General features: G+C 65.6%; 14 protein-coding genes and 8 tRNA genes. 6 read left to right on the top strand and 16 right to left on the bottom strand.

Annotation, left to right across the window (positions count from 1 at the left end):
- Positions 1 to 10: 10 nt before the first annotated feature.
- From ACVWWW_RS05885 to ACVWWW_RS05825, 13 genes are all read right to left on the bottom strand, one after another.
- Positions 11 to 87, bottom strand: a tRNA-Asp gene (locus ACVWWW_RS05885).
- 100 nt (positions 88 to 187) lie between these two features.
- Positions 188 to 264 (bottom strand) — tRNA-Asp (locus ACVWWW_RS05880).
- A 34-nt stretch (positions 265 to 298) separates the two neighbouring features.
- Positions 299 to 373 (bottom strand) — tRNA-Val (locus ACVWWW_RS05875).
- Between the two features lie 39 nt (positions 374 to 412).
- A complete protein-coding gene (locus tag ACVWWW_RS05870; RefSeq protein ID WP_027082590.1) occupies positions 413 to 685 on the bottom strand; it encodes an HU family DNA-binding protein in 273 nt (90 codons plus the stop codon).
- A gap of 216 nt (positions 686 to 901) precedes the next feature.
- On the bottom strand, positions 902 to 3,331 hold the full coding sequence (gene lon, locus ACVWWW_RS05865) for an endopeptidase La (protein WP_081672001.1): 2,430 nt from the start codon (positions 3,329 to 3,331) through the stop codon (positions 902 to 904).
- A 339-nt stretch (positions 3,332 to 3,670) separates the two neighbouring features.
- Positions 3,671 to 4,960 carry an ATP-dependent Clp protease ATP-binding subunit ClpX gene (clpX, locus tag ACVWWW_RS05860; protein ID WP_027082589.1) on the bottom strand — a complete coding sequence of 430 codons (1,290 nt, stop codon included), beginning with the start codon at positions 4,958 to 4,960 and terminating at the stop codon, positions 3,671 to 3,673.
- Between the two features lie 151 nt (positions 4,961 to 5,111).
- Positions 5,112 to 5,738 carry an ATP-dependent Clp endopeptidase proteolytic subunit ClpP gene (gene clpP / locus ACVWWW_RS05855; RefSeq protein ID WP_027082588.1) on the bottom strand — a complete coding sequence of 209 codons (627 nt, stop codon included), beginning with the start codon at positions 5,736 to 5,738 and terminating at the stop codon, positions 5,112 to 5,114.
- A 72-nt stretch (positions 5,739 to 5,810) separates the two neighbouring features.
- Entirely contained in the window at positions 5,811 to 7,109 is a 1,299-nt protein-coding gene (gene tig / locus ACVWWW_RS05850; RefSeq protein ID WP_027082587.1) for a trigger factor, read from the bottom strand.
- Positions 7,110 to 7,406: 297 nt separating this feature from the next.
- Positions 7,407 to 7,491: transfer RNA gene (locus ACVWWW_RS05845), tRNA-Leu, on the bottom strand.
- A gap of 60 nt (positions 7,492 to 7,551) precedes the next feature.
- Positions 7,552 to 7,627, bottom strand: a tRNA-Lys gene (locus ACVWWW_RS05840).
- A 52-nt stretch (positions 7,628 to 7,679) separates the two neighbouring features.
- Positions 7,680 to 7,756, bottom strand: a tRNA-His gene (locus ACVWWW_RS05835).
- 106 nt (positions 7,757 to 7,862) lie between these two features.
- A tRNA-Arg gene (locus ACVWWW_RS05830) sits at positions 7,863 to 7,939 on the bottom strand.
- Positions 7,940 to 7,978: 39 nt separating this feature from the next.
- Positions 7,979 to 8,055 (bottom strand) — tRNA-Pro (locus ACVWWW_RS05825).
- Positions 8,056 to 8,184: 129 nt separating this feature from the next.
- Between ACVWWW_RS05825 and ACVWWW_RS05820 the strand changes: the two genes are divergently transcribed.
- Positions 8,185 to 8,940, top strand: coding sequence for a Bax inhibitor-1/YccA family protein (locus ACVWWW_RS05820; protein ID WP_027082586.1), 756 nt, complete (start codon positions 8,185 to 8,187; stop codon positions 8,938 to 8,940).
- 63 nt (positions 8,941 to 9,003) lie between these two features.
- Here ACVWWW_RS05820 and ACVWWW_RS05815 read toward each other — a convergent pair whose 3' ends face one another.
- From ACVWWW_RS05815 to grxC, 3 genes are all read right to left on the bottom strand, one after another.
- Positions 9,004 to 10,011 carry an isocitrate dehydrogenase gene (locus ACVWWW_RS05815; RefSeq protein WP_027082585.1) on the bottom strand — a complete coding sequence of 336 codons (1,008 nt, stop codon included), beginning with the start codon at positions 10,009 to 10,011 and terminating at the stop codon, positions 9,004 to 9,006.
- Positions 10,012 to 10,131: 120 nt separating this feature from the next.
- Positions 10,132 to 10,521, bottom strand: a complete 390-nt coding sequence (locus ACVWWW_RS05810) for a carboxymuconolactone decarboxylase family protein (protein ID WP_027082584.1) — start codon at positions 10,519 to 10,521, stop codon at positions 10,132 to 10,134.
- Complete coding sequence (grxC, locus tag ACVWWW_RS05805) at positions 10,518 to 10,784, bottom strand: glutaredoxin 3 (protein WP_027082583.1); 267 nt, start codon at positions 10,782 to 10,784, stop codon at positions 10,518 to 10,520. The genes ACVWWW_RS05810 and grxC overlap by 4 nt, the downstream gene beginning before the upstream one ends.
- A 204-nt stretch (positions 10,785 to 10,988) precedes the next feature.
- On the opposite strand from grxC, the gene ACVWWW_RS05800 reads away from it, so the two are divergent.
- From ACVWWW_RS05800 to ppx, 5 genes are all read left to right on the top strand, one after another.
- Positions 10,989 to 12,563 carry a M48 family metalloprotease gene (locus ACVWWW_RS05800; RefSeq protein WP_027082582.1) on the top strand — a complete coding sequence of 525 codons (1,575 nt, stop codon included), beginning with the start codon at positions 10,989 to 10,991 and terminating at the stop codon, positions 12,561 to 12,563.
- Between the two features lie 71 nt (positions 12,564 to 12,634).
- The gene (gene phoB, locus ACVWWW_RS05795) at positions 12,635 to 13,342 is read left to right on the top strand and encodes a phosphate regulon transcriptional regulator PhoB (RefSeq protein ID WP_027082581.1); all 708 of its coding nucleotides are present in this window, start codon (positions 12,635 to 12,637) and stop codon (positions 13,340 to 13,342) included.
- A 65-nt stretch (positions 13,343 to 13,407) separates the two neighbouring features.
- Positions 13,408 to 14,742 carry a phosphate regulon sensor histidine kinase PhoR gene (gene phoR / locus ACVWWW_RS05790; protein ID WP_027082580.1) on the top strand — a complete coding sequence of 445 codons (1,335 nt, stop codon included), beginning with the start codon at positions 13,408 to 13,410 and terminating at the stop codon, positions 14,740 to 14,742.
- Positions 14,739 to 16,817, top strand: coding sequence for a polyphosphate kinase 1 (ppk1, locus tag ACVWWW_RS05785; protein ID WP_027082579.1), 2,079 nt, complete (start codon positions 14,739 to 14,741; stop codon positions 16,815 to 16,817). Before phoR ends, ppk1 begins: the two co-directional genes overlap by 4 nt.
- Positions 16,818 to 16,824: 7 nt before the next feature.
- Positions 16,825 to 18,354, top strand: coding sequence for an exopolyphosphatase (gene ppx, locus ACVWWW_RS05780; RefSeq protein ID WP_036141799.1), 1,530 nt, complete (start codon positions 16,825 to 16,827; stop codon positions 18,352 to 18,354).
- Positions 18,355 to 18,363 lie beyond the last annotated feature (9 nt).

Genomic DNA, 18,363 nt, shown 5'->3' with positions numbered 1-18,363 from the left:
TTTTCGAAGATGGCGGAGCGGACGGGACTCGAACCCGCGACCTCCGGCGTGACAGGCCAGCATTCTAACCGACTGAACTACCGCTCCATTTGAAGCGACAACCGAAGTTGTCCGCAGCATTCGCGAAATGCGCCCGGTGCTGCGATCCGGAAAACGAAGGCGCCGCGAGCGGCGCCTTCGGAAAACATGGCGGAGCGGACGGGACTCGAACCCGCGACCTCCGGCGTGACAGGCCAGCATTCTAACCGACTGAACTACCGCTCCGCGTTCAAAACTTTTCGCCTGCCGGGCCGCTGTGTGGTGGGTGCTGAGGGTTTCGAACCCCCGACCCTCTCCGTGTAAAGGAGACGCTCTACCACTGAGCTAAGCACCCGGTCTTACCAGCCACAACCGGCGCTGGCGGGCGAGCTGTTTAGTTTACAGCGTCCTTAAGGGCCTTGCCAGCCTTGAACGCGGGATTCTTCGAAGCGTCGATCTTGATCGTCTCACCCGTCTTCGGGTTGCGACCCTGACGCGCAGCACGCGCGCGTACTTCGAACGTGCCGAAGCCAACGAGGGTCACGGTGTCGCCCTTCTTGAGGGTCTTGGTGATGACGCTGACCATCGCATCGACGGCATTCGCAGCTTCCGTGCGCGACAGTTCGGCGGCGTCAGCGACGGCCGCAACAAAATCGGCTTTGTTCATTCTTCTACTCCGTGGGCGGCGCGAAGCCGCAGATGTACTGAGAACCGGACAAACCCCTGACCGGCAGAGTCCCCTGTTCGACCTTGCCGCGATGCCCTTCACCGGGCCATGACGCGGACGGCGCTCGTTATACCAGCGCGCTCGCGACAGGCGCAAGCCGGAAAGCCAATAACGACGCGGCTTTCCGGCTATGTGCGCATGTCCGTTACGTATGTCTCAGTGCGTTATTTCCACGGGCGTCGACGCGACGGGCGGCTCGAGCACCGGCATTTCTTCCGGTGTCGGCGTGGGTGCCGCGGCGGGCGTTACCGGGTGCTCCAGCGCGACGTCGAGCACTTCCTCGATCCACTTCACCGGCACGATGCGCAGGCCCTTGGTGACCGACTTCGGCATGTCGACGAGATCCTTCTTGTTCTCGTCGGGAATGATCACCGTCTTGATGCCACCGCGCAGCGCGGCGAGCAGCTTCTCGCGAAGTCCACCGATCGGCAGCACGCGACCGCGCAGCGTGATCTCGCCCGTCATCGCGACATCCGCCTTGATCGGATTGCGCGTGAGCAGCGACACCAGCGCGGTGACCATCGCGATACCCGCCGACGGACCGTCCTTCGGCACCGCACCTTCCGGCACGTGGACGTGCAGGTCGTGCTTGGTCAGGAAGTCGATGTCGATGCCGAGGCGTTCCGCACGACCACGCACCACCGACAACGCTGCCGACGCCGATTCCTTCATCACGTCGCCGAGCTGACCGGTGAGCAGCATCGCGCCCTTGCCCGGCGCGAGTGCGGCTTCGATCTGCATCAGATCGCCACCGACCTGCGTCCACGCAAGACCCGTCACCAGGCCGACTTCGCTCTGCTCTTCGGCACGACCGAAGTCGAACTGCTGCACGCCGAGATACTTCTCGAGGTTCTTGGTGTTGATCAGCATCGGGCCCTTGCGGACCTTCGCGCCCGCGAGCGCGACTTCCTTGACGACCTTGCGGCACATCTTCGCGATCTGTCGCTCGAGGTTTCGCACGCCGGATTCGCGCGTGTAGTAGCGCACGGTGTCGCGCAGCGCGTCCTCGGTGACCTTGATCTCGTCGTCGCGCAGGCCATTCGCCTTGATCTGCTTAGGCAGCAGGTAACGCTCGGCGATGTTGAGCTTCTCCTCTTCCGTGTAACCTGGAATGCGGATGACTTCCATGCGATCGAGCAACGGGCCCGGGATGTTCAGCGAGTTCGACGTCGCAACGAACATCACTTCCGACAGGTCGAGATCGACTTCGAGGTAGTGATCGTTGAACGCGCTGTTCTGCTCGGGATCGAGCACCTCAAGCAACGCGGCCGACGGATCGCCACGGAAGTCCATGGCCATCTTGTCGATTTCGTCGAGCACAAATAGAGGATTCTTGCTGCCGACCTTGTTGAGGTTCTGCACGATGCGACCCGGCATCGAACCGACGTACGTACGGCGATGACCGCGGATCTCGGCTTCGTCGCGCACGCCGCCGAGCGACATGCGTACGAACTTGCGGTTCGTCGCCTTCGCGATCGATTGGCCGAGCGACGTCTTGCCCACGCCGGGCGGACCGACGAGGCAGAGAATCGGGCCGCGCATCTTCTGCACGCGTGTCTGCACCGCGAGGTATTCGAGGATGCGTTCCTTGACCTTCTCGAGGCCGAAGTGATCGGCGTCGAGCACTTCCTGCGCGGCCTTCAGTTCCTTGCGAACCTTCGTGCGCTTCTTCCACGGCACGCCGAGCAGCCAGTCGAGATAGTTGCGCACGACGGCGGATTCCGCCGACATCGGCGACATCTGCTTCAGCTTGTTGAGCTCGGCCTTCGCCTTCGCCTCGACATCCTTCGGCATGCCCGCTTCCGCGATCTTGCGCGTCAGCTCATCGATATCGTTCGGCGCATCGTCCAGCTCACCCAGTTCCTTCTGGATCGCCTTCATCTGCTCGTTGAGGTAGTACTCGCGCTGGCTGCGCTCCATCTGCGACTTCACGCGGCCGCGGATGCGCTTTTCCAGTTGCTGCACGTCGATTTCGCCGTCGACGAAACCGACCAGCATCTCCAGGCGCGCGCCGATGCCGTTGGCCTCGAGCAGTCGCTGCTTTTCGGAAATACGCACGGACAGATGCGCGGCAATGGTGTCGGCCAAGCGGCCCGGCTCATCGATGCCCGATAGCGTCTGCATCAGTTCCGGCGGCAGCTTGCGGTTCGACTTGACGTACTGCTCGAACAGGCCGAGCAACGTACGCGTCACCGCCTCGACTTCGCGCTCGTCGCGGTCCTGATCGGGTTCGATCACGCGGGCGCGACCAAGCAGCGCGCCATTACGCTCGCTCACCTTATCGACGCGCGCACGCGACACGCCTTCGACCAGCACCTTGATCGTGCCGTCCGGAAGCTTCAGCAACTGCAGCACATGCGCGAGCGTGCCGACCGAATACAGGTCGCTTCCCGACGGGTCATCGACATCCGCGGACTTCTGCGCGACCAGCAGGATCCGCTTGTCGGACTCCATCGCGTAGTCCAGCGCGCGGATCGACTTCTCGCGCCCGACGAACAGCGGGATGACCATGTGCGGAAAGACCACGACGTCGCGGAGCGGCAGGACCGCCAGGTCCAGGTTCTCGCGGGCGGTGGATTCGGTCATTGAAAGTGCTCCCGGGGTCATGGCGCTGGCCAGCATGAGACCGGCGCCGAAAAAGGTGCGTGGAGGAGGATCACGCTTACGCCCTTAATGGGGCTCGACAGGGGTGTTGCAAGCGTCATACCACGCTGCGACGCGCCGCAAGTCGCTGATTCGTGAGGGCGATCGCCCAGCGGCCGCGGCTTTCCGACAACGCGCTTGCGCGACGCGATTCGGCCGAACCATCTTCACGCGCATGCGTCTCTGAGGTTACGACCGCGCGATCTGCGCGGATGCGGCCGCCAGAACGCGAACGGGCGACCCGCTGGGCCGCCCGTCCGTTTACTTCTGCTGCCGGTCCGGTCACTCGCCGGACGCCGCCTTCGCCTGCGGCGCGGGCGGCGTCTGGTAGATCAGGTACGGCTCGGCCTTGTGCTCGATGACCGTCTCGTCGACGACGACCTTGCTGACGTTTTCCTGCGACGGCAGGTCGTACATCGTGTCCAGCAGCACCTGTTCGACGATCGTGCGCAGGCCGCGCGCGCCAGTCTTGCGCTTGAGGGCCTTCTTCGCGATCGCCGACAGCGCGTCCGCACGGAACTCGAGCTCGACGCCTTCCATCTCGAACAGCTTCTTGAACTGCTTGGTGATGGCGTTCTTCGGCTCGGTGAGGATCTTCACCAGCGCCGGCTCGTCGAGCTCCTCGAGCGTGGCGATCACCGGCAGGCGACCGACGAACTCGGGGATCAGGCCGAACTTGATCAGGTCTTCCGGCTCGACTTCCGCCAGCACCTTGCCGATCTCGGCCTTGCGCTCGGAGCTCTTCACCTTCGCGCCGAAACCGATACCGCTGGAATCGGTGCTGCGCTGCTGGATGATCTTGTCGAGGCCCGCGAATGCACCACCCACGATGAAGAGGATGTTGCGCGTGTCGACCTGCAGGAACTCCTGCTGCGGGTGCTTGCGGCCGCCTTGCGGCGGCACGCTGGCGACGGTGCCTTCGATGAGCTTCAGCAGCGCCTGCTGCACGCCCTCGCCCGACACGTCGCGCGTGATCGACGGGTTGTCCGACTTGCGCGAGATCTTGTCGATCTCGTCGATGTAGACGATGCCCTGCTGCGCCTTCTCGACGTCGTAGTCGCACTTCTGCAGCAGCTTCTGGATGATGTTCTCGACGTCCTCGCCGACGTAGCCGGCTTCGGTCAGCGTCGTCGCATCGGCCATGGTGAACGGCACGTTGAGCAGGCGCGCGAGCGTCTCGGCGAGCAGCGTCTTGCCGGAGCCCGTCGGGCCGACCAGCAGGATGTTCGACTTCGCAAGCTCGACGTCGTCGTTGCGCTGACGGCTCTCGATGCGCTTGTAGTGGTTGTAGACCGCGACGGCGAGCGTGCGCTTGGCGCGCGACTGCCCGATCACGTACTGGTCGAGGACGTCGAGGATCTCCTTGGGCTTCGGGAGATGGCTGCGCGTGGACTGCGCCTTCTCCTGGAGCTCCTCGCGGATGATGTCGTTGCACAGTTCGACGCATTCATCGCAGATGAACACGCTCGGGCCGGCGATGAGCTTGCGCACCTCGTGCTGGCTCTTTCCGCAGAACGAGCAGTAGAGGATCTTGCTGCTTTCGCCCGTGCGGCCCTGTCGGTCGTCGCTCATGTTCTGCCTGGCTTACTCGGAAAAGCAGTGTGGAGCCACACCGCTGAATGGCGGCCCGAGGATAGCACAGCGTCCCGAGGCCCTTGGGGGCCCGGGACACCGGCATTTCCGGGGGATGTGAAGGCGGTCCGCATGCGTTGCGGACGAGTCCTCAGCTTGCTTGGATCGACTCGTCCGGACGACGCTCGAGCACCTGGTCGACCAAGCCATATTCCTTCGACGCCTGGGCGCTCTTGAAGTTGTCACGCTCGGTGTCGCGGGCGATCGTCTCGATCGGCTGGCCGGTGTGCTTGGCCAGGATCTCGTTGAGGCGCTGGCGCAGGGTCAGGATCTCGCGAGCATGGATGTCGATGTCCGACGCCTGGCCCTGGAAGCCGCCCAGCGGCTGGTGGATCATCACGCGCGAGTTCGGCAGCGCAAAGCGCTTGCCCGCGGCGCCCGAGGCCAGCAGCAGCGCGCCCATCGACGCCGCCTGGCCGACGCAGATCGTGCTCACGTCCGGCTTGATGTACTGCATGGTGTCGTAGATCGCCATGCCGGCGGTGACCACGCCACCCGGCGAGTTGATGTAGAGGTTGATGTCCTTCTCGGGGTTTTCGGCCTCGAGGAAGAGCATCTGCGCCACGATCACGTTCGCCATGTGGTCGTCGATCGGGCCGACGAGGAAGATCACGCGCTCCTTCAGCAGGCGCGAATAGATGTCGTACGCGCGCTCGCCGCGACTGGTCTGTTCGACCACCATCGGCACGAGATTCAGGGCGTGGGGGCGATTGTCCATGGGTGCGTCGATCTCTCAACTATGTGTTCGGTCCGGCCAAGGGTGGGGCCGGCCGGACCGCGACACAAGGCCTTACTGGCGGATCGCGTCCGCAAAACTCAGCGACTGTTCCGTGTGCTGGGCGCGTTCGGCGATCCAGTCGATCACCTGCTCTTCCATCACGCGGTTCTGCAGGCTCTGCATCAGGTTCTGGTCGTTGCGGTAGAGCTCGATGACCTGCTGCGGCTCTTCATAGGTCGACGCGATCAGCCGCATCGTCTCGTTGACGCGACGCGGGTCGAGGCGCAGTTCGTTGCGACGCGCGATCTCGCCCACGAGCAGGCCGACCAGCACGCGCTTGCGCGCCGGGTCCTGCACTTCGGCGATCAGTTCGTCATTGAGCTCGGCCGGCTGCCCTTGGCGACGCGCGTTGTCGACGGCCTGCGCGGCGATGGCGCGGGCTTCGTTCTCGACCAGCCGCGGCGGAAGCTCGACGTGCTCGTACGCGGCGATCAGCTGGTCGCCGACTTCGCGACGCAGGCGGTTCATCAGCGCACCCTTGAGCTCGCGCTCGAGGTTGCTGCGGATCTCGGTGCGGAAGTGCTCCGGGTCGCCACTTTTCACGCCGAAGCTCCTGATGAAGTCGGCATCGATCTCCGGCATCACGGCTTCCGCGACGCGGTCGACCGAAACGTTGACCTTTACGGTGCGGCCCGCGAACTCGGCGACGCGCCAGTCGGCCGGGAAGTCGACGTCGAACGCCTTGCTCTCGCCCGTGCGCATACCCGTGAGCTGCTGCTCGATCGTCTCGAACATCATGCCCGAGCCGATCACGTCGGCGCCGTGCTCGACGCCTTCCGCCGGAACGCGCTGGTCACCGGCCTGCGACCAGGTCTGGAACTCGACGAGGTCGCCGGTGAGCGCGCCGCGCTCGACGTTCTGCCAAGTGCGGCGCTGCAGGCGCAGGTTCTCGATCATCGTGTCGATGTCGGCGTCGCTGACTTCCGCGGTGTGGCGCAACACGTTGAGCTTGGCGACGTCGATGTCGCCGAAGTCCGGCACGACTTCGAAGTTGGCGACGAACGCGATCTTGCCGTCGTCATCGGTCGACGGCTCGATACGCGGCTGGCCGGCGATCTGCAGCGCGTTGTCGCGCACGGCGTTGCGGAAGCTGTCGCCGAGCATGCGGTCGAGGATTTCGGAGCGGACCTGCGCGCCGTAGCGCTGCTCGATCACCTTCGCCGGCACCTTGCCCGGGCGGAAGCCCTTGAGCTTGGCGGTGCGCGCGATCTCCCGCAGCTGCGTCTCGACCGCCGAGTCGAGCTGGTCGGCCGGGAGGCTGAGGGTCATGCGGCGCTCGAGGTTGCCGACGGATTCGACCGAAACTTGCATATCCACTCCTGCGACCGCGGCTCCGCCACGGCACGTATCTGACTGACGATTCGGGACGACAGGCGGGATCGCCGGCCGTCAAGGTAAGAACGGGATAGTTTGGCGGATCGGGCGGGGGCGCGCCAGCTGGCGTGTTTTACGACGGGCGCGGCAGACCAGACCGTGCGGCCGCGCATCGCGGGACGGACGCCATGCGCCGATGTCTCCGGCAAAGACGCACTCGGCAATCTGGGAAGCGAGTGCCGTCCCGCGCCAGCGCGCGTTGGGTTGAGCCGCGACCTGAAACTCCTCGCGGGCTGGTGCGAAAGGCGGGACTCGAACCCGCACGCCTTGCGGCGCTGGAACCTAAATCCAGTGCGTCTACCAATTCCGCCACTTTCGCGCATGCGGCAAGGCTCGCCGCAAAAGAAAAAAGCACCCGGCGAACCGGGTGCTTTCAAGATGGTGGGCCGTCAAGGATTCGAACCTTGGACCTATTGATTAAGAGTCAACTGCTCTACCAACTGAGCTAACGGCCCGCACTGCAATTTTAACAGCTATCGCGAAAAAGACACAACCGCGAGAGCGAAATGGGGTGGCTGAGGGGACTCGAACCCCCGACATCTGGAATCACAATCCAGTACTCTAACCAGCTGAGCTACAGCCACCGTAGAACGTGTGGTGAGCCGTCGAAATGCAACGGCACACCGGCAAATCAGTATCGCATCGCGCAGCGTGTTCTTTCCCGCCGACGCTCTGAATTTCATTACTGCGTGGCGCGCCCGGCAGGAATCGAACCTGCAACCACCGGCTTAGAAGGCCGGTGCTCTATCCGGTTGAGCTACGGGCGCGTATCCCGAGCGGTACCGTCTGCAGGCCCGGAGGCCGGATGGTCGGGGCAGAGGGATTCGAACCCCCGACCCTCTGGTCCCAAACCAGATGCGCTACCAGACTGCGCTATGCCCCGGCCGGACCTTCCGTCGCGCGCCAGCGCCGCGAAAGGCTGAGCATTCTCGACGGGCACCCCGCCGCTGTCAATGCGCGGAAGCCGTCGCGACGCGAGCTATCCTCGTGCTTTCCATCACAGGGCTCCACCATGCGAAGCGGCAATCCCGCACTGCAGTCGTCGGCATTCCTCGACATCGCATCCGGCGGCGTCGTCAGCTCGCCCGCCGAGCGCATGACCCTGAACGGAACGGTCAACCGCACGGCACTGCTGCTCGTGCTCACGCTCGGTGCCGCGCTGTATCCGTGGACGCAGTTCTTCGCATCACCGAAGACGTTCAACCCGATGCCGTTCCTGCTCGGCGGCTCGCTGGGTGGATTCGTCGTCGCGATGGTGACGATCTTCCGCAAGCAGTGGTCGCCAGTGACGGCGCCGATGTACGCGCTGCTAGAAGGCCTGTTCATCGGTGCGATCTCCGCCGTGTTCGAGCAGCGCTACCCGGGCATTGTGATCCAGGCGGTCGGGCTGACGTTCGCGACGCTCGCGGCGTTGCTCGTGGCGTACCGAAGCGGACTGATCCGCGCGACCGAGAACTTCAAACTCGGCGTCGTCGCAGCGACTGGCGGTATCGCCCTGCTCTACCTCATCAACATGGGCATGCGCCTGTTCGGTTTCTCGGGCATGGGGTTCATCCACGACAGCGGCACGGTCGGAATCATCTTTTCGCTGTTCGTCGTCGTGGTCGCCGCGCTCAATCTGGTGATGGACTTCGACTTCATCGAACAGGGCGTCGAGCAGGGCGCACCGAAGTACATGGAGTGGTACGGCGCGTTCGGCCTGCTGGTCACGCTGGTGTGGCTGTACCTCGAGATGCTCCGACTGCTGTCGAAGCTGTCGCGCCGCTGACATAGCGACGACGAAACAAAAAAAGGCCGCCCGAAGACGGCCTTTTTCATGCGCGATACCGAATCACAGGCGACGCGTGATCGCCTCGGCGAACGTGGTCGTCGTGCCGGTGCCGCCGAGATCCGGCGTCAGCGAATCCTTGGCTTCCAGCGTTGCGACGATCGCCTTGCGCAGGCGCTCGGCGTCATCGACCTTGCCGAGATGATCGAGCATTTGCGCAGCACCCAACAGCAGCGCGCAGGGGTTCGCCTTGCCCTGCCCTGCGATGTCGGGCGCGGTGCCGTGTACGGCTTCGAAGATCGCCGCGTCGGTGCCGATGTTCGCGCCCGGCGCCAGGCCAAGGCCGCCAACGAGGCCGGCGCATAGATCCGAAATGATGTCGCCGAAGAGGTTCGTGGTGACGATCACATCGAACTGTTCCGGCTTCATGACCAGCTGCATGCAGCAGTTGTCCACGATCATCTCGTTGCATTCGATGTCGGTGTATTCCTGCGCGACGATGCGGGCGGTCTTGAGGAACAGGCCCGACGTCGACTTCAGGATGTTCGCCTTGTGCACCACCGTGACCTTCTTGCGGCCGGTGCGGCGCGCGAGTTCGAACGCGTAACGCACGATGCGCTCGGAACCGCGGCGCGTGACCTTTTGCGTGAGTAGCGCCGTTTCGCCGTCCTCCGACACCGACTGGCCTTCACCGATGTATGCGCCCTCGGTGTTCTCGCGGACGGTGATCAGGTTGACGCCGCTGCCGAAGCGCGACTTGGTGTTCGGGAACGAGATCGCCGGGCGCACGTTCGCGTACAGGTCGAAGCGCTTGCGCAGCTCGACGTTGATCGAGCTGAAGCCTTCGCCGACCGGCGTGGTCAGCGGGCTCTTGAGCGCAATGCGGTTGCGATGGATCGATTCCATCGTCGCGGCCGGCAGCAGCTCGCCGGTCTTCTCGTAGGCGACGAGGCCGGCGTCGGCGAATTCGTACGTCAGGCCGAGGTTCATCGAATCGAGAACCTTGAGCGTGGCATCCATGATTTCCGGGCCGATGCCGTCGCCGCGGATGACCGTGATCGTTTGCGTCATTTCTGATTTCCGGGAAATGGCGGCCGAACGTGGCTGTACGGCGCCGAATTGAGCCGCCCATTATGCCGAAGGCCCGGCTCAAAGCCCGGGCCCTCGTCGCATACGGCCGCTGGGCGCCGCTCAGCCGTGGTCGTGCGCGGCCGGCGCAGCCTCGCCCTGCTCCAGCCGATCGAGGAAATCGACCGCGCGACGCAGGTGCGGAATGACGATCGATCCACCGACCACCAGGCCGACCGAGAACGTCTCGAACATCTCTTCGCGGGTGACGCCGGCTTCCTTGCATTGCGCGACGTGGTAGCTGATGCAGTCGTCGCAGCGCAGCACCATCGATGCGACCAGGCCGAGCAGCTCCTTTGTCTTCACGTCCAGCGCGCCGGCCTGGTAGGTCTGCGTGTCGAGGGCGAAGAATCGGCGCACGACCTGGTTGGGCTCGGCGAGGATGCGTTCGTTCATGCGCTTGCGGAACGCGGTGAACTCGGCGACGCGGTCCTTCTCGGTCGGCGCGCTCATGCGCGGCCTTCCAGCAGCGGCTCGAGCCCACCCTTGCGATGCAGCGCGATCATGTCGTCGTAGCCGCCGACGTGGGTGTCGTTGATGAAGATCTGCGGCACGCTGGTGCGCCCGGTGGTCGACATCATCTTCTGGCGCTCGGCCGGGTCGGTGTCCACGCGCACTTCCGTCCATGTCTGGCCCTTGCTCTGCAGGAAGTTCTTGGCGGCCACGCAGTAGGGGCAGACGGCGGTGGTGTAAATGACAATGTTGGCGCTGCTCAAAACGGCTCTCCTGCAGGAATCGCGGAGGACTATGGACGCCGCGACGGGCCATTTCCACCCCTTGCGGTGGAACACAGCGATGGAACGATCCAGCGGCGGCGGGGTCCAACATCCCGCTTAACAGACGATTCACGCCTGACGGCCGCCGTCGCGGCATCCTCGCGATGCGCGGCGGCACCGTCGCGCGCCCATGGGGAATTCCGCTTGCGTCGCATCTCGCTCCTGTCTGCCGCCCTGGTCGCCGTCCTCGGCCTCGCTCCCGTGCATGCACAGGAGACACGCCTGCCCGACATCGGCTCGTCGGCGGGCGAGCTCATCACGCCGGCGCAGGAGGAGTACTACGGCGCGATGACGCTGGCGCAGCTGCGCCACATGGATTACGTGCTCGAAGACCCGCTGATCGACAGCTGGCTCGACACGCTCGGGCATCGACTTGCCGGTGCTAGCGACGACACCAAGCGCCACTACACCTTCTTCATGCTGCGCGAGCGGCAGATCAATGCGTTCGCGACATTGGGCGGCTATGTCGCGGTGAACTCGGGCCTCGTACTTGCCGCGGATCGCGAGGACGAAGTCGCCGGCGTACTCGCGCACGAGATCTCGCACATCACGCAGCAACACGTGCTGCGCGCGGTCGAGAAGCAGAAGCAGGACCAGCTGCCGACGCTGCTGGCGATGCTCGGCGCGATCGTCGTCGCGCAGCAGGCACACGGCAATTCGTCGGGCGATGCGAGCCAGGCCGCTGTCGTCGCTGCGATGGGCCTGGCCCAACAGCGCGCGATCAACTTCACCCGCGCCAGCGAAGCCGAGGCCGATCGCGTCGGCATGCAGGTGCTCGCGCGCAGCCATTTCGATCCGCGCGGTATGGCGGACTTCTTCGAGAAACTGCAGACCCGTTCACGCACCAACGAAGCCAGCGCTTACGGCGACGAATCGCCCGACTACCTGCGCAGCCACCCGGTCACGCTGTCGCGCATTACCGAAGCGAAGGACCGCGCCGAGCGACTGCGCACGCAGCCGAACTACGGCGGCACGTTCACCACCGACAACCCGCTTCTTCCCGGCGGCCTGCATGTCGACGCCAGCACCGGCACCGGCCCGACCGGCCTCTTCGACTACGCACGCGAGCGCCTGCGCGTCATGAGCGCGGACACGCCGGCACAGGCGATGCGCGAATACGAGGGCGTGCGTCATGCGCGCGCGCTGACGGCACCCGAGCAGTACGGCCTTGCCGTCGCGCACCTGCAGGCGGGCCAGGCGAAGGCCGCGTTGCCGCTGCTGACCAGCGTCGCTGACCAGCGCCCGGCGGACATCTGGCCGCAACTCGCGCTCGGCGAGGCGGAAGCCGCGACGGGCAATTCGACGTCTGCCGACGCTCGCTTCGAAGCACTGGTGAAAAAAGCGCCAACCAGCCGCGCGATCGTATTGACCTACGCCAAGGTGCTGGCCGAACGCGGCAGCGCGACCGCCGGCAAGCGCGCGCAGGCCATCCTTCGACCGCTGATGCCGACGCTGTCGGATGACCCGCTGTTCCAGCGCACCTTCGCGCGCGCCAGCGAACTCGCCGGCGATCCCGTCCGCGCGGGCGAAGCGCATGCAGAAGCGGCATACCTAAGCGGTCGTCCCGAACTCGCGCTCGCACAGCTGAACAACCTGAAGAAGCGCGGCGACCTCGACTACTACGCGCGTTCGCGCATCGATGCGCGCATCGCCGAGATCACGCCGACCGTGCTCGAGCTCAAGCGGCAGGGCATCCGCGACGAGGACCTCAGGCGCTAACGTTCCGCACTGTCATGGACGTGTAACCAAACGGTAGTGTAGTGCGGTCATCCGAGGGACCCGGTGGCCGAATGCACAAGCGCATCCTGATCGTCGAAGACGAACCCGCGATCCGGGACATGGTCGCGTTCGCCCTGCGCAAGGGGGAATTCGACCCCGTGCATGCCGGTGACGCGCGCCAGGCGCAGGAGGCCATCGCCGATCGCGTGCCCGACCTGATCCTGCTCGACTGGATGCTTCCGGGCACCAGCGGGCTCGACCTCGCCCGTCGCTGGCGCCGCGAAACGCTGACCCGCGAAGTGCCGATCATCATGCTGACCGCGCGCGGTGAGGAGAACGATCGCGTGGGCGGGCTCGAAGCGGGCGTCGACGACTACGTCGTGAAACCATTCTCGGCACGCGAACTGCTCGCACGCATCCGCGCCGTGCTTCGCCGCACGCGCGAGGACGACGAGGACGGCTCGATCGCGGTCGGCTCGCTTCGCATCGACGGCGCGGCGCATCGCGTAATCGCGCGTTCCGACGCAGGCGACCAGCCGGTACAGATCGGCCCGACCGAATACCGCCTGCTGCACTTCTTCATGACGCACCCGGATCGCGTGTATTCGCGGTCCCAACTGCTGGACCACGTCTGGGGCGGTTCGGTCTACGTCGAGGAACGCACGATCGACGTGCACATCCGCCGCCTGCGCAAGACGCTCGAGCCCTACCTGCTCGACGGCATGGTGCAGACGGTGCGCGGCGCGGGCTACCGGTTCTCCGCCTCGCCCGAAATCTGAGTACCGCGGTCGTGGCGACGTATTCCGCGGCCGGGCGGCGGCCGCTGCCGTTTAGACTGCTCGGCATGACGTCCAGCGCCCGATCCGCCTGGTTGCGCACGCTCGGACTGGTCGCGATCCCGACCGGCGCGGGCCTGCTGTGCGGCGCGATCGCGCATCACCCCGCGGCGGGGCTCTCGATCGGCGCGATGGTGGCGATCGCCTGGCAGATGTGGCGCATCGCTGGACTCGTCGCGCGGCTCACGAACGGTCGCCATGCGCGCCCCGATGCTTCGTCCGACATTTACGGCGAGATCGAGCGCCTGCTGCACGGTCGACAGGCGAGCGCGCGCGTTCGCAAGCGTCGTCTGGTCGGCATGCTGCGCGCCTACCGCGCTGCGGCGACGGTGCTGCCGGATGCGGTGATCGTGGTCGAGCGCGACACCCAGCGCGTCGTGTGGTTCAACGAGGCCGGCACGACGCTGCTCGGTCTGCGCTACCCGTCCGACGTCGATCGATCCATCGTCGAAAGCCTGCCCGCGTTGCCGCTGGCATCGTGGCTGGCGCGCGGCCGGCATGCGGAGCCGCTCGAGATCGCGTCCCCACTCAACGCCAACGTGACGCTGAGCCTGCGCCTGCTGCCCTACTCCGACGAGCTGTGGCTGCTGGTCGCGCGCGACGTCAGCCGCCTGCTTCAGCTCGAACAGGTTCGACGCGACTTCGTCGCAAATGTCTCGCACGAGCTGCGCACGCCGCTGACGGTGCTGCACGGTTATCTCGACATGCTCGACCCGGCCGACCAGCCGGAATGGGCGCCGATGGTCGCGGAGATGCAGCGCCAGTCGTCGCGCATGACGCAGCTGGTCGAGGACCTGCTCACGTTGTCGCGGCTGGAATCGCGCGACGAGCTGCCGTCGGAAGAAGTGGTGCCGATGGCGGGCATGCTCGCTGCGTTGCGGCGTGAAGCGCTGGCGATCGGGCTGTCGCGGCACGAGATCGAAGTGGACGACCGCGCGGACGTCGACCTCTTTGGTTCGCCGAAGGAACTGCACAGCGCGTTTTCCAACCTGGTCGCGAACGCGGTGCGCTACACGCCGGCTGGCGGTCGCATCCGTATCGGCTGGGAACTCGAACGCGATGCCGACGGCGCGACCGGCGTGATGCTCTCGGTCACCGACAGCGGCTACGGTATCCCGGCCGCGCACCTGCCGCGCATCACCGAACGCTTCTACCGGGTTTCGACCAGCCGCTCACGCGAGAGCGGCGGAACCGGGCTCGGCCTGTCCATCGTCAAACACGTGCTCCACCTGCACCAGGCGCGGCTCGACATCCGCAGCGAAGTCGGCGTGGGCAGCACGTTTTCCTGTCATTTCGGCGCGGCGCGCGTGCGCGATCGCCAGCCGCTGGAGCAGATTGCATGAACGCGGAAACCGACGTCTCCGAGGAACTCCTCCGCGACCCGTCGCTGTACTTCAACCGCGAGCTGTCGCAGCTCGACTTCAACTTCCGCGTGCTCGCGCAGGCGCAGGATGATTCCGTGCCGCTGCTCGAGCGGCTGCGCTACCTGTGCATCAGCTGCACCAACCTCGACGAATTCTTCGAGATCCGCGCCGGCACTTTGCAGCATGCGCAGGAACTCGGTCTCGCCGCCGGCCCCGATGGTTTGGTGCCGTCCGCGACGCTCGCGCGCATCCACGAGCGCGCCGCAGACCTCGTCAAATCCCAGTACGAATGCTGGAACGACGTGCTGCGCCCCCAACTCGCCAATGCCGGCGTGCGCGTGCTGCATCGCGATGCATGGACCGACGAGCAGACCGCATGGCTGCGCGCGCATTTCCGCGACGAGATCCTGCCGGTGCTGTCGCCGCTCGGCCTCGACCCCGCGCATCCGTTCCCGAAGATCCTCAACAAGTCGCTGAACATCGTCGTCGTGCTCGACGGCCGCGATGCGTTCGGTCGCGCCGGTCACCTCGCCATCGTGCGTGCGCCCCGTTCGCTGCCGCGCATCATCCAGTTGCCTGAAGGCGTTTCAGGCGGGCCGACCGACTTCGTTTTCCTCTCGGCGATGCTGTCCGCGTTCGTCGACGAACTCTTCCCCGGCATGACGGTGAAGGGCGCGTACCAGTTCCGCGTGACGCGCAATTCGGAACTGCTGGTCGACGAGGAAGAAGTCGAGAACCTTGCGTTGGCGTTGCGCGATGAACTGCTCGGTCGCGGCTACATGCGCGCCGTGCGGCTGGAGATCGCCGAACAGTGCCCGGACGACATCGTCGGCCTGCTGCTGCAGAACTTCGAGCTCGACGCGTCCGCCGTGTATCGCATCAACGGGCCGGTGAACCTCAACCGCGCGATCCAGGTCTACGACCTGGTGCGTCGCCCAGACCTCAAGTTTCCGCCATTCACGCCGCGCATGTTGCCCGGCGTCGAATCGATGTTCGAGACCATCGCCGCGCACGACGTGGTGCTGCACCACCCGTTCGATGCATTCACGCCCGTGCTCGAACTGCTGCGGCAGGCGGCGGAAGACCCGAACGTGCTCGCGATCAAGCAGACGCTGTATCGCGCCGGCAAGGATTCGCAGATCGTCGAGCACCTGATCCAGGCGGCGCGCGCCGGCAAGGACGTCACCGTCGTCGTCGAGCTGCGTGCGCGGTTCGACGAGGAAGCCAACCTTGGTCTCGCCGACCGACTGCAGGCTGCCGGCGTGCAGGTGGTGTACGGCGTCGTCGGTTACAAGACGCACGCGAAGATGATGCTGATCGTGCGGCGCGAAGGCCGGACGCTGATGCGCTATGTGCATCTCGGCACGGGCAACTACCACCCCGGCACCGCGCGTGCCTACACCGACATCGGCCTGCTGACGGCGGACGCCGACATCGGCCACGACGTGCACCTGATGTTCCAGCAGATCTCAGGCCTCGCGCCGTCGCTGGAACTGCGCCGCATGCTGCAGGCGCCGTTTACGCTGCACAGCGGAATGCTGATGCGCATCGAACGCGAGGCGCGCAACGCACGTGCGGGCAAGCCGGCGCGGATCATCGCCAAGATGAATGCGCTCAACGAGCCGCAGGTGATCCGCGAGCTGTACAAGGCCTCGCAAGCCGGTGTACGCATCGACCTGATCGTGCGCGGCGCGTGTTCGCTGCGCCCGGGCGTGCCCGGCGTGTCGGACAACATCCATGTGCGTTCGATCGTCGGGCGCTTCCTCGAACATTCGCGCGTCTACTGGTTCGAGAACGGCGGCGAGCCCGAGCTTCTCTGCGGCAGCGCGGACTGGCTGGAACGCAACCTGCTGCGTCGCGTCGAAACAGGGTTCGTGATCGTCGATCCACGCGTCGCGCGTCGCGTGTACGCCGAAGCGCTCGAGAACTACCTCGCCGACAACTGCAACGCCTGGGAACTGCAGGCCGATGGCCGCTACGAACGCGTGGTGCCGGCCGAAGGCGAAGCACCGTATTCCGCGCAGGCCAAATTGCTGACGAAGTTCTGCGGCTGATGCGGTGATGAACGGACTGCTTCATACCGCGCGACTTCCGCTGCAGGATGGCGACCTGCTCGCGGCCGTCGACCTCGGCTCCAACAGCTTCCACATGGTGGTGGCGAGCTACGTACTCGGTCAGCTGCGCATCGTCGATCGCATCAAGGAAACCGTACGGCTAGCCGAAGGCCTGGATTCCGCGGGCGGGCTGTCGGCGCCGGTGCGCGAACGCGCGCTCGAATGCCTCGCGCGTTTCGGTCAGCGCCTGCGCGATATTCCGCCGCAGCATGTGCGTGCGATCGCGACGAATACCGTGCGACGCCTCGCGATGCCGCAAGCGTTCCTTGCGCCCGCGGAAAGCGCACTGGGCCATCCGATCGAAGTGGTCGCCGGCCGCGAAGAGGCGCGACTGATCTATCTGGGCGTCGCGCACGAGCAGCCGCCGAAGTCCGGTCATCTGCGCCTGGTCATCGACATCGGCGGCGGCTCGACCGAATTCATCATCGGCAGCGGGTTCGAGGCGATCGAGCGCGAGAGCGTGCAGGTCGGCGCGATCGCCACCACGCGGCGGTTCTTCAGCGACGGCAAGCTCTCGCGCAAGGCTTGGCGTGCGGGCGTCGCCGCAGTCAGCGCGGAGCTGCAGCAATTCGCCGGCACGTACCGCTCGCTGGGCTGGGACGAAGCACTGGGCTCATCGGGCACGGCGCGAGCGATCGGCGAGATCTGCGCTGCGATGAAGCTCACCAAGGGTGCAATCACCGCGGAAGCTCTGCCTCTGGTCCGCGACCGCCTGCTGCAGGCCGAACGCATCGAGGACATCCAGTTGCCCGGTCTGTCGCCCGATCGGCAATCGATCATCGCGGGCGGCCTGCTGGTGATGGAAGCGACGTTCGACGCGCTGGCACTCACGCGTGTGGCCGTCAGCAAGGCAGCGATGCGCGAAGGCATCCTGTACGACATGATCGGCCGCGGCGGGCTGGACGATCCGCGCGAAGCGTCCGTGGTGGCGCTGATGGAGCGCTACGGCATCGACCGTGCGCAGGCGCAGCGCGTCGAGGACACGGCACTTCGCTTGTTCGACCAGGTCGCACGTGACTGGTCGCTGGACGACGACGACCGTCTGATGCTGGCGCGCGCCTCGCGCCTGCACGAACTCGGCCTCACCATTGCGCACAGCAAGTACCACCTGCACGGCGCGTACGTGATCGAGAACTCCGACATCTCGGGCTTCTCGCAACAGCAGCAGCAGTTCCTCGCCGCGCTGGTGCGGACGCATCGCCGTCGCCTGCACAAGAGCGATTTCGATGCCCTGCCCGACCGACTGCTCGCCTCCGCGCGCCGACTCGCTGCGCTGCTGCGTGTCGCGGTTGTGCTGCATCGCGGTCACGACCCCGAGCCGATTCCGCAGCTCGGCGCGCGTGCCGAAGGCGATCTGCTGACGCTGGCCCTGTCGCGGCCGTGGTTCGACAGTCGGCCGCTGCTGAAAGCCGACGTCCGCACGGAACAGGATTACTTCGGCGGCCTCGGTATTGAGCTGGTGATCGATACGCTCTGACGAATAGGG

Source organism: Lysobacter sp. HA18, from assembly GCF_054057595.1.
This window is presented reverse-complemented; position numbering and strand designations above follow the sequence as displayed.

Excerpts from the sequence above, each read along its gene's own strand:
- ACVWWW_RS05870 (WP_027082590.1), bottom strand. The coding sequence starts at position 685 with ATGAACAAAGCCGATTTTGTTGCGGCCGTCGCTGACGCCGCCGAACTG.
- lon (WP_081672001.1), bottom strand. The coding sequence starts at position 3,331 with ATGACCGAATCCACCGCCCGCGAGAACCTGGACCTGGCGGTCCTGCCG.
- clpX (WP_027082589.1), bottom strand. The coding sequence starts at position 4,960 with ATGAGCGACGACCGACAGGGCCGCACGGGCGAAAGCAGCAAGATCCTC.
- clpP (WP_027082588.1), bottom strand. The coding sequence starts at position 5,738 with ATGGACAATCGCCCCCACGCCCTGAATCTCGTGCCGATGGTGGTCGAA.
- tig (WP_027082587.1), bottom strand. The coding sequence starts at position 7,109 with ATGCAAGTTTCGGTCGAATCCGTCGGCAACCTCGAGCGCCGCATGACC.
- ACVWWW_RS05820 (WP_027082586.1), top strand. The coding sequence starts at position 8,185 with ATGCGAAGCGGCAATCCCGCACTGCAGTCGTCGGCATTCCTCGACATC.
- ACVWWW_RS05815 (WP_027082585.1), bottom strand. The coding sequence starts at position 10,011 with ATGACGCAAACGATCACGGTCATCCGCGGCGACGGCATCGGCCCGGAA.
- ACVWWW_RS05810 (WP_027082584.1), bottom strand. The coding sequence starts at position 10,521 with ATGAGCGCGCCGACCGAGAAGGACCGCGTCGCCGAGTTCACCGCGTTC.
- phoB (WP_027082581.1), top strand. The coding sequence starts at position 12,635 with ATGCACAAGCGCATCCTGATCGTCGAAGACGAACCCGCGATCCGGGAC.
- phoR (WP_027082580.1), top strand. The coding sequence starts at position 13,408 with ATGACGTCCAGCGCCCGATCCGCCTGGTTGCGCACGCTCGGACTGGTC.
- ppk1 (WP_027082579.1), top strand. The coding sequence starts at position 14,739 with ATGAACGCGGAAACCGACGTCTCCGAGGAACTCCTCCGCGACCCGTCG.
- ppx (WP_036141799.1), top strand. The coding sequence starts at position 16,825 with ATGAACGGACTGCTTCATACCGCGCGACTTCCGCTGCAGGATGGCGAC.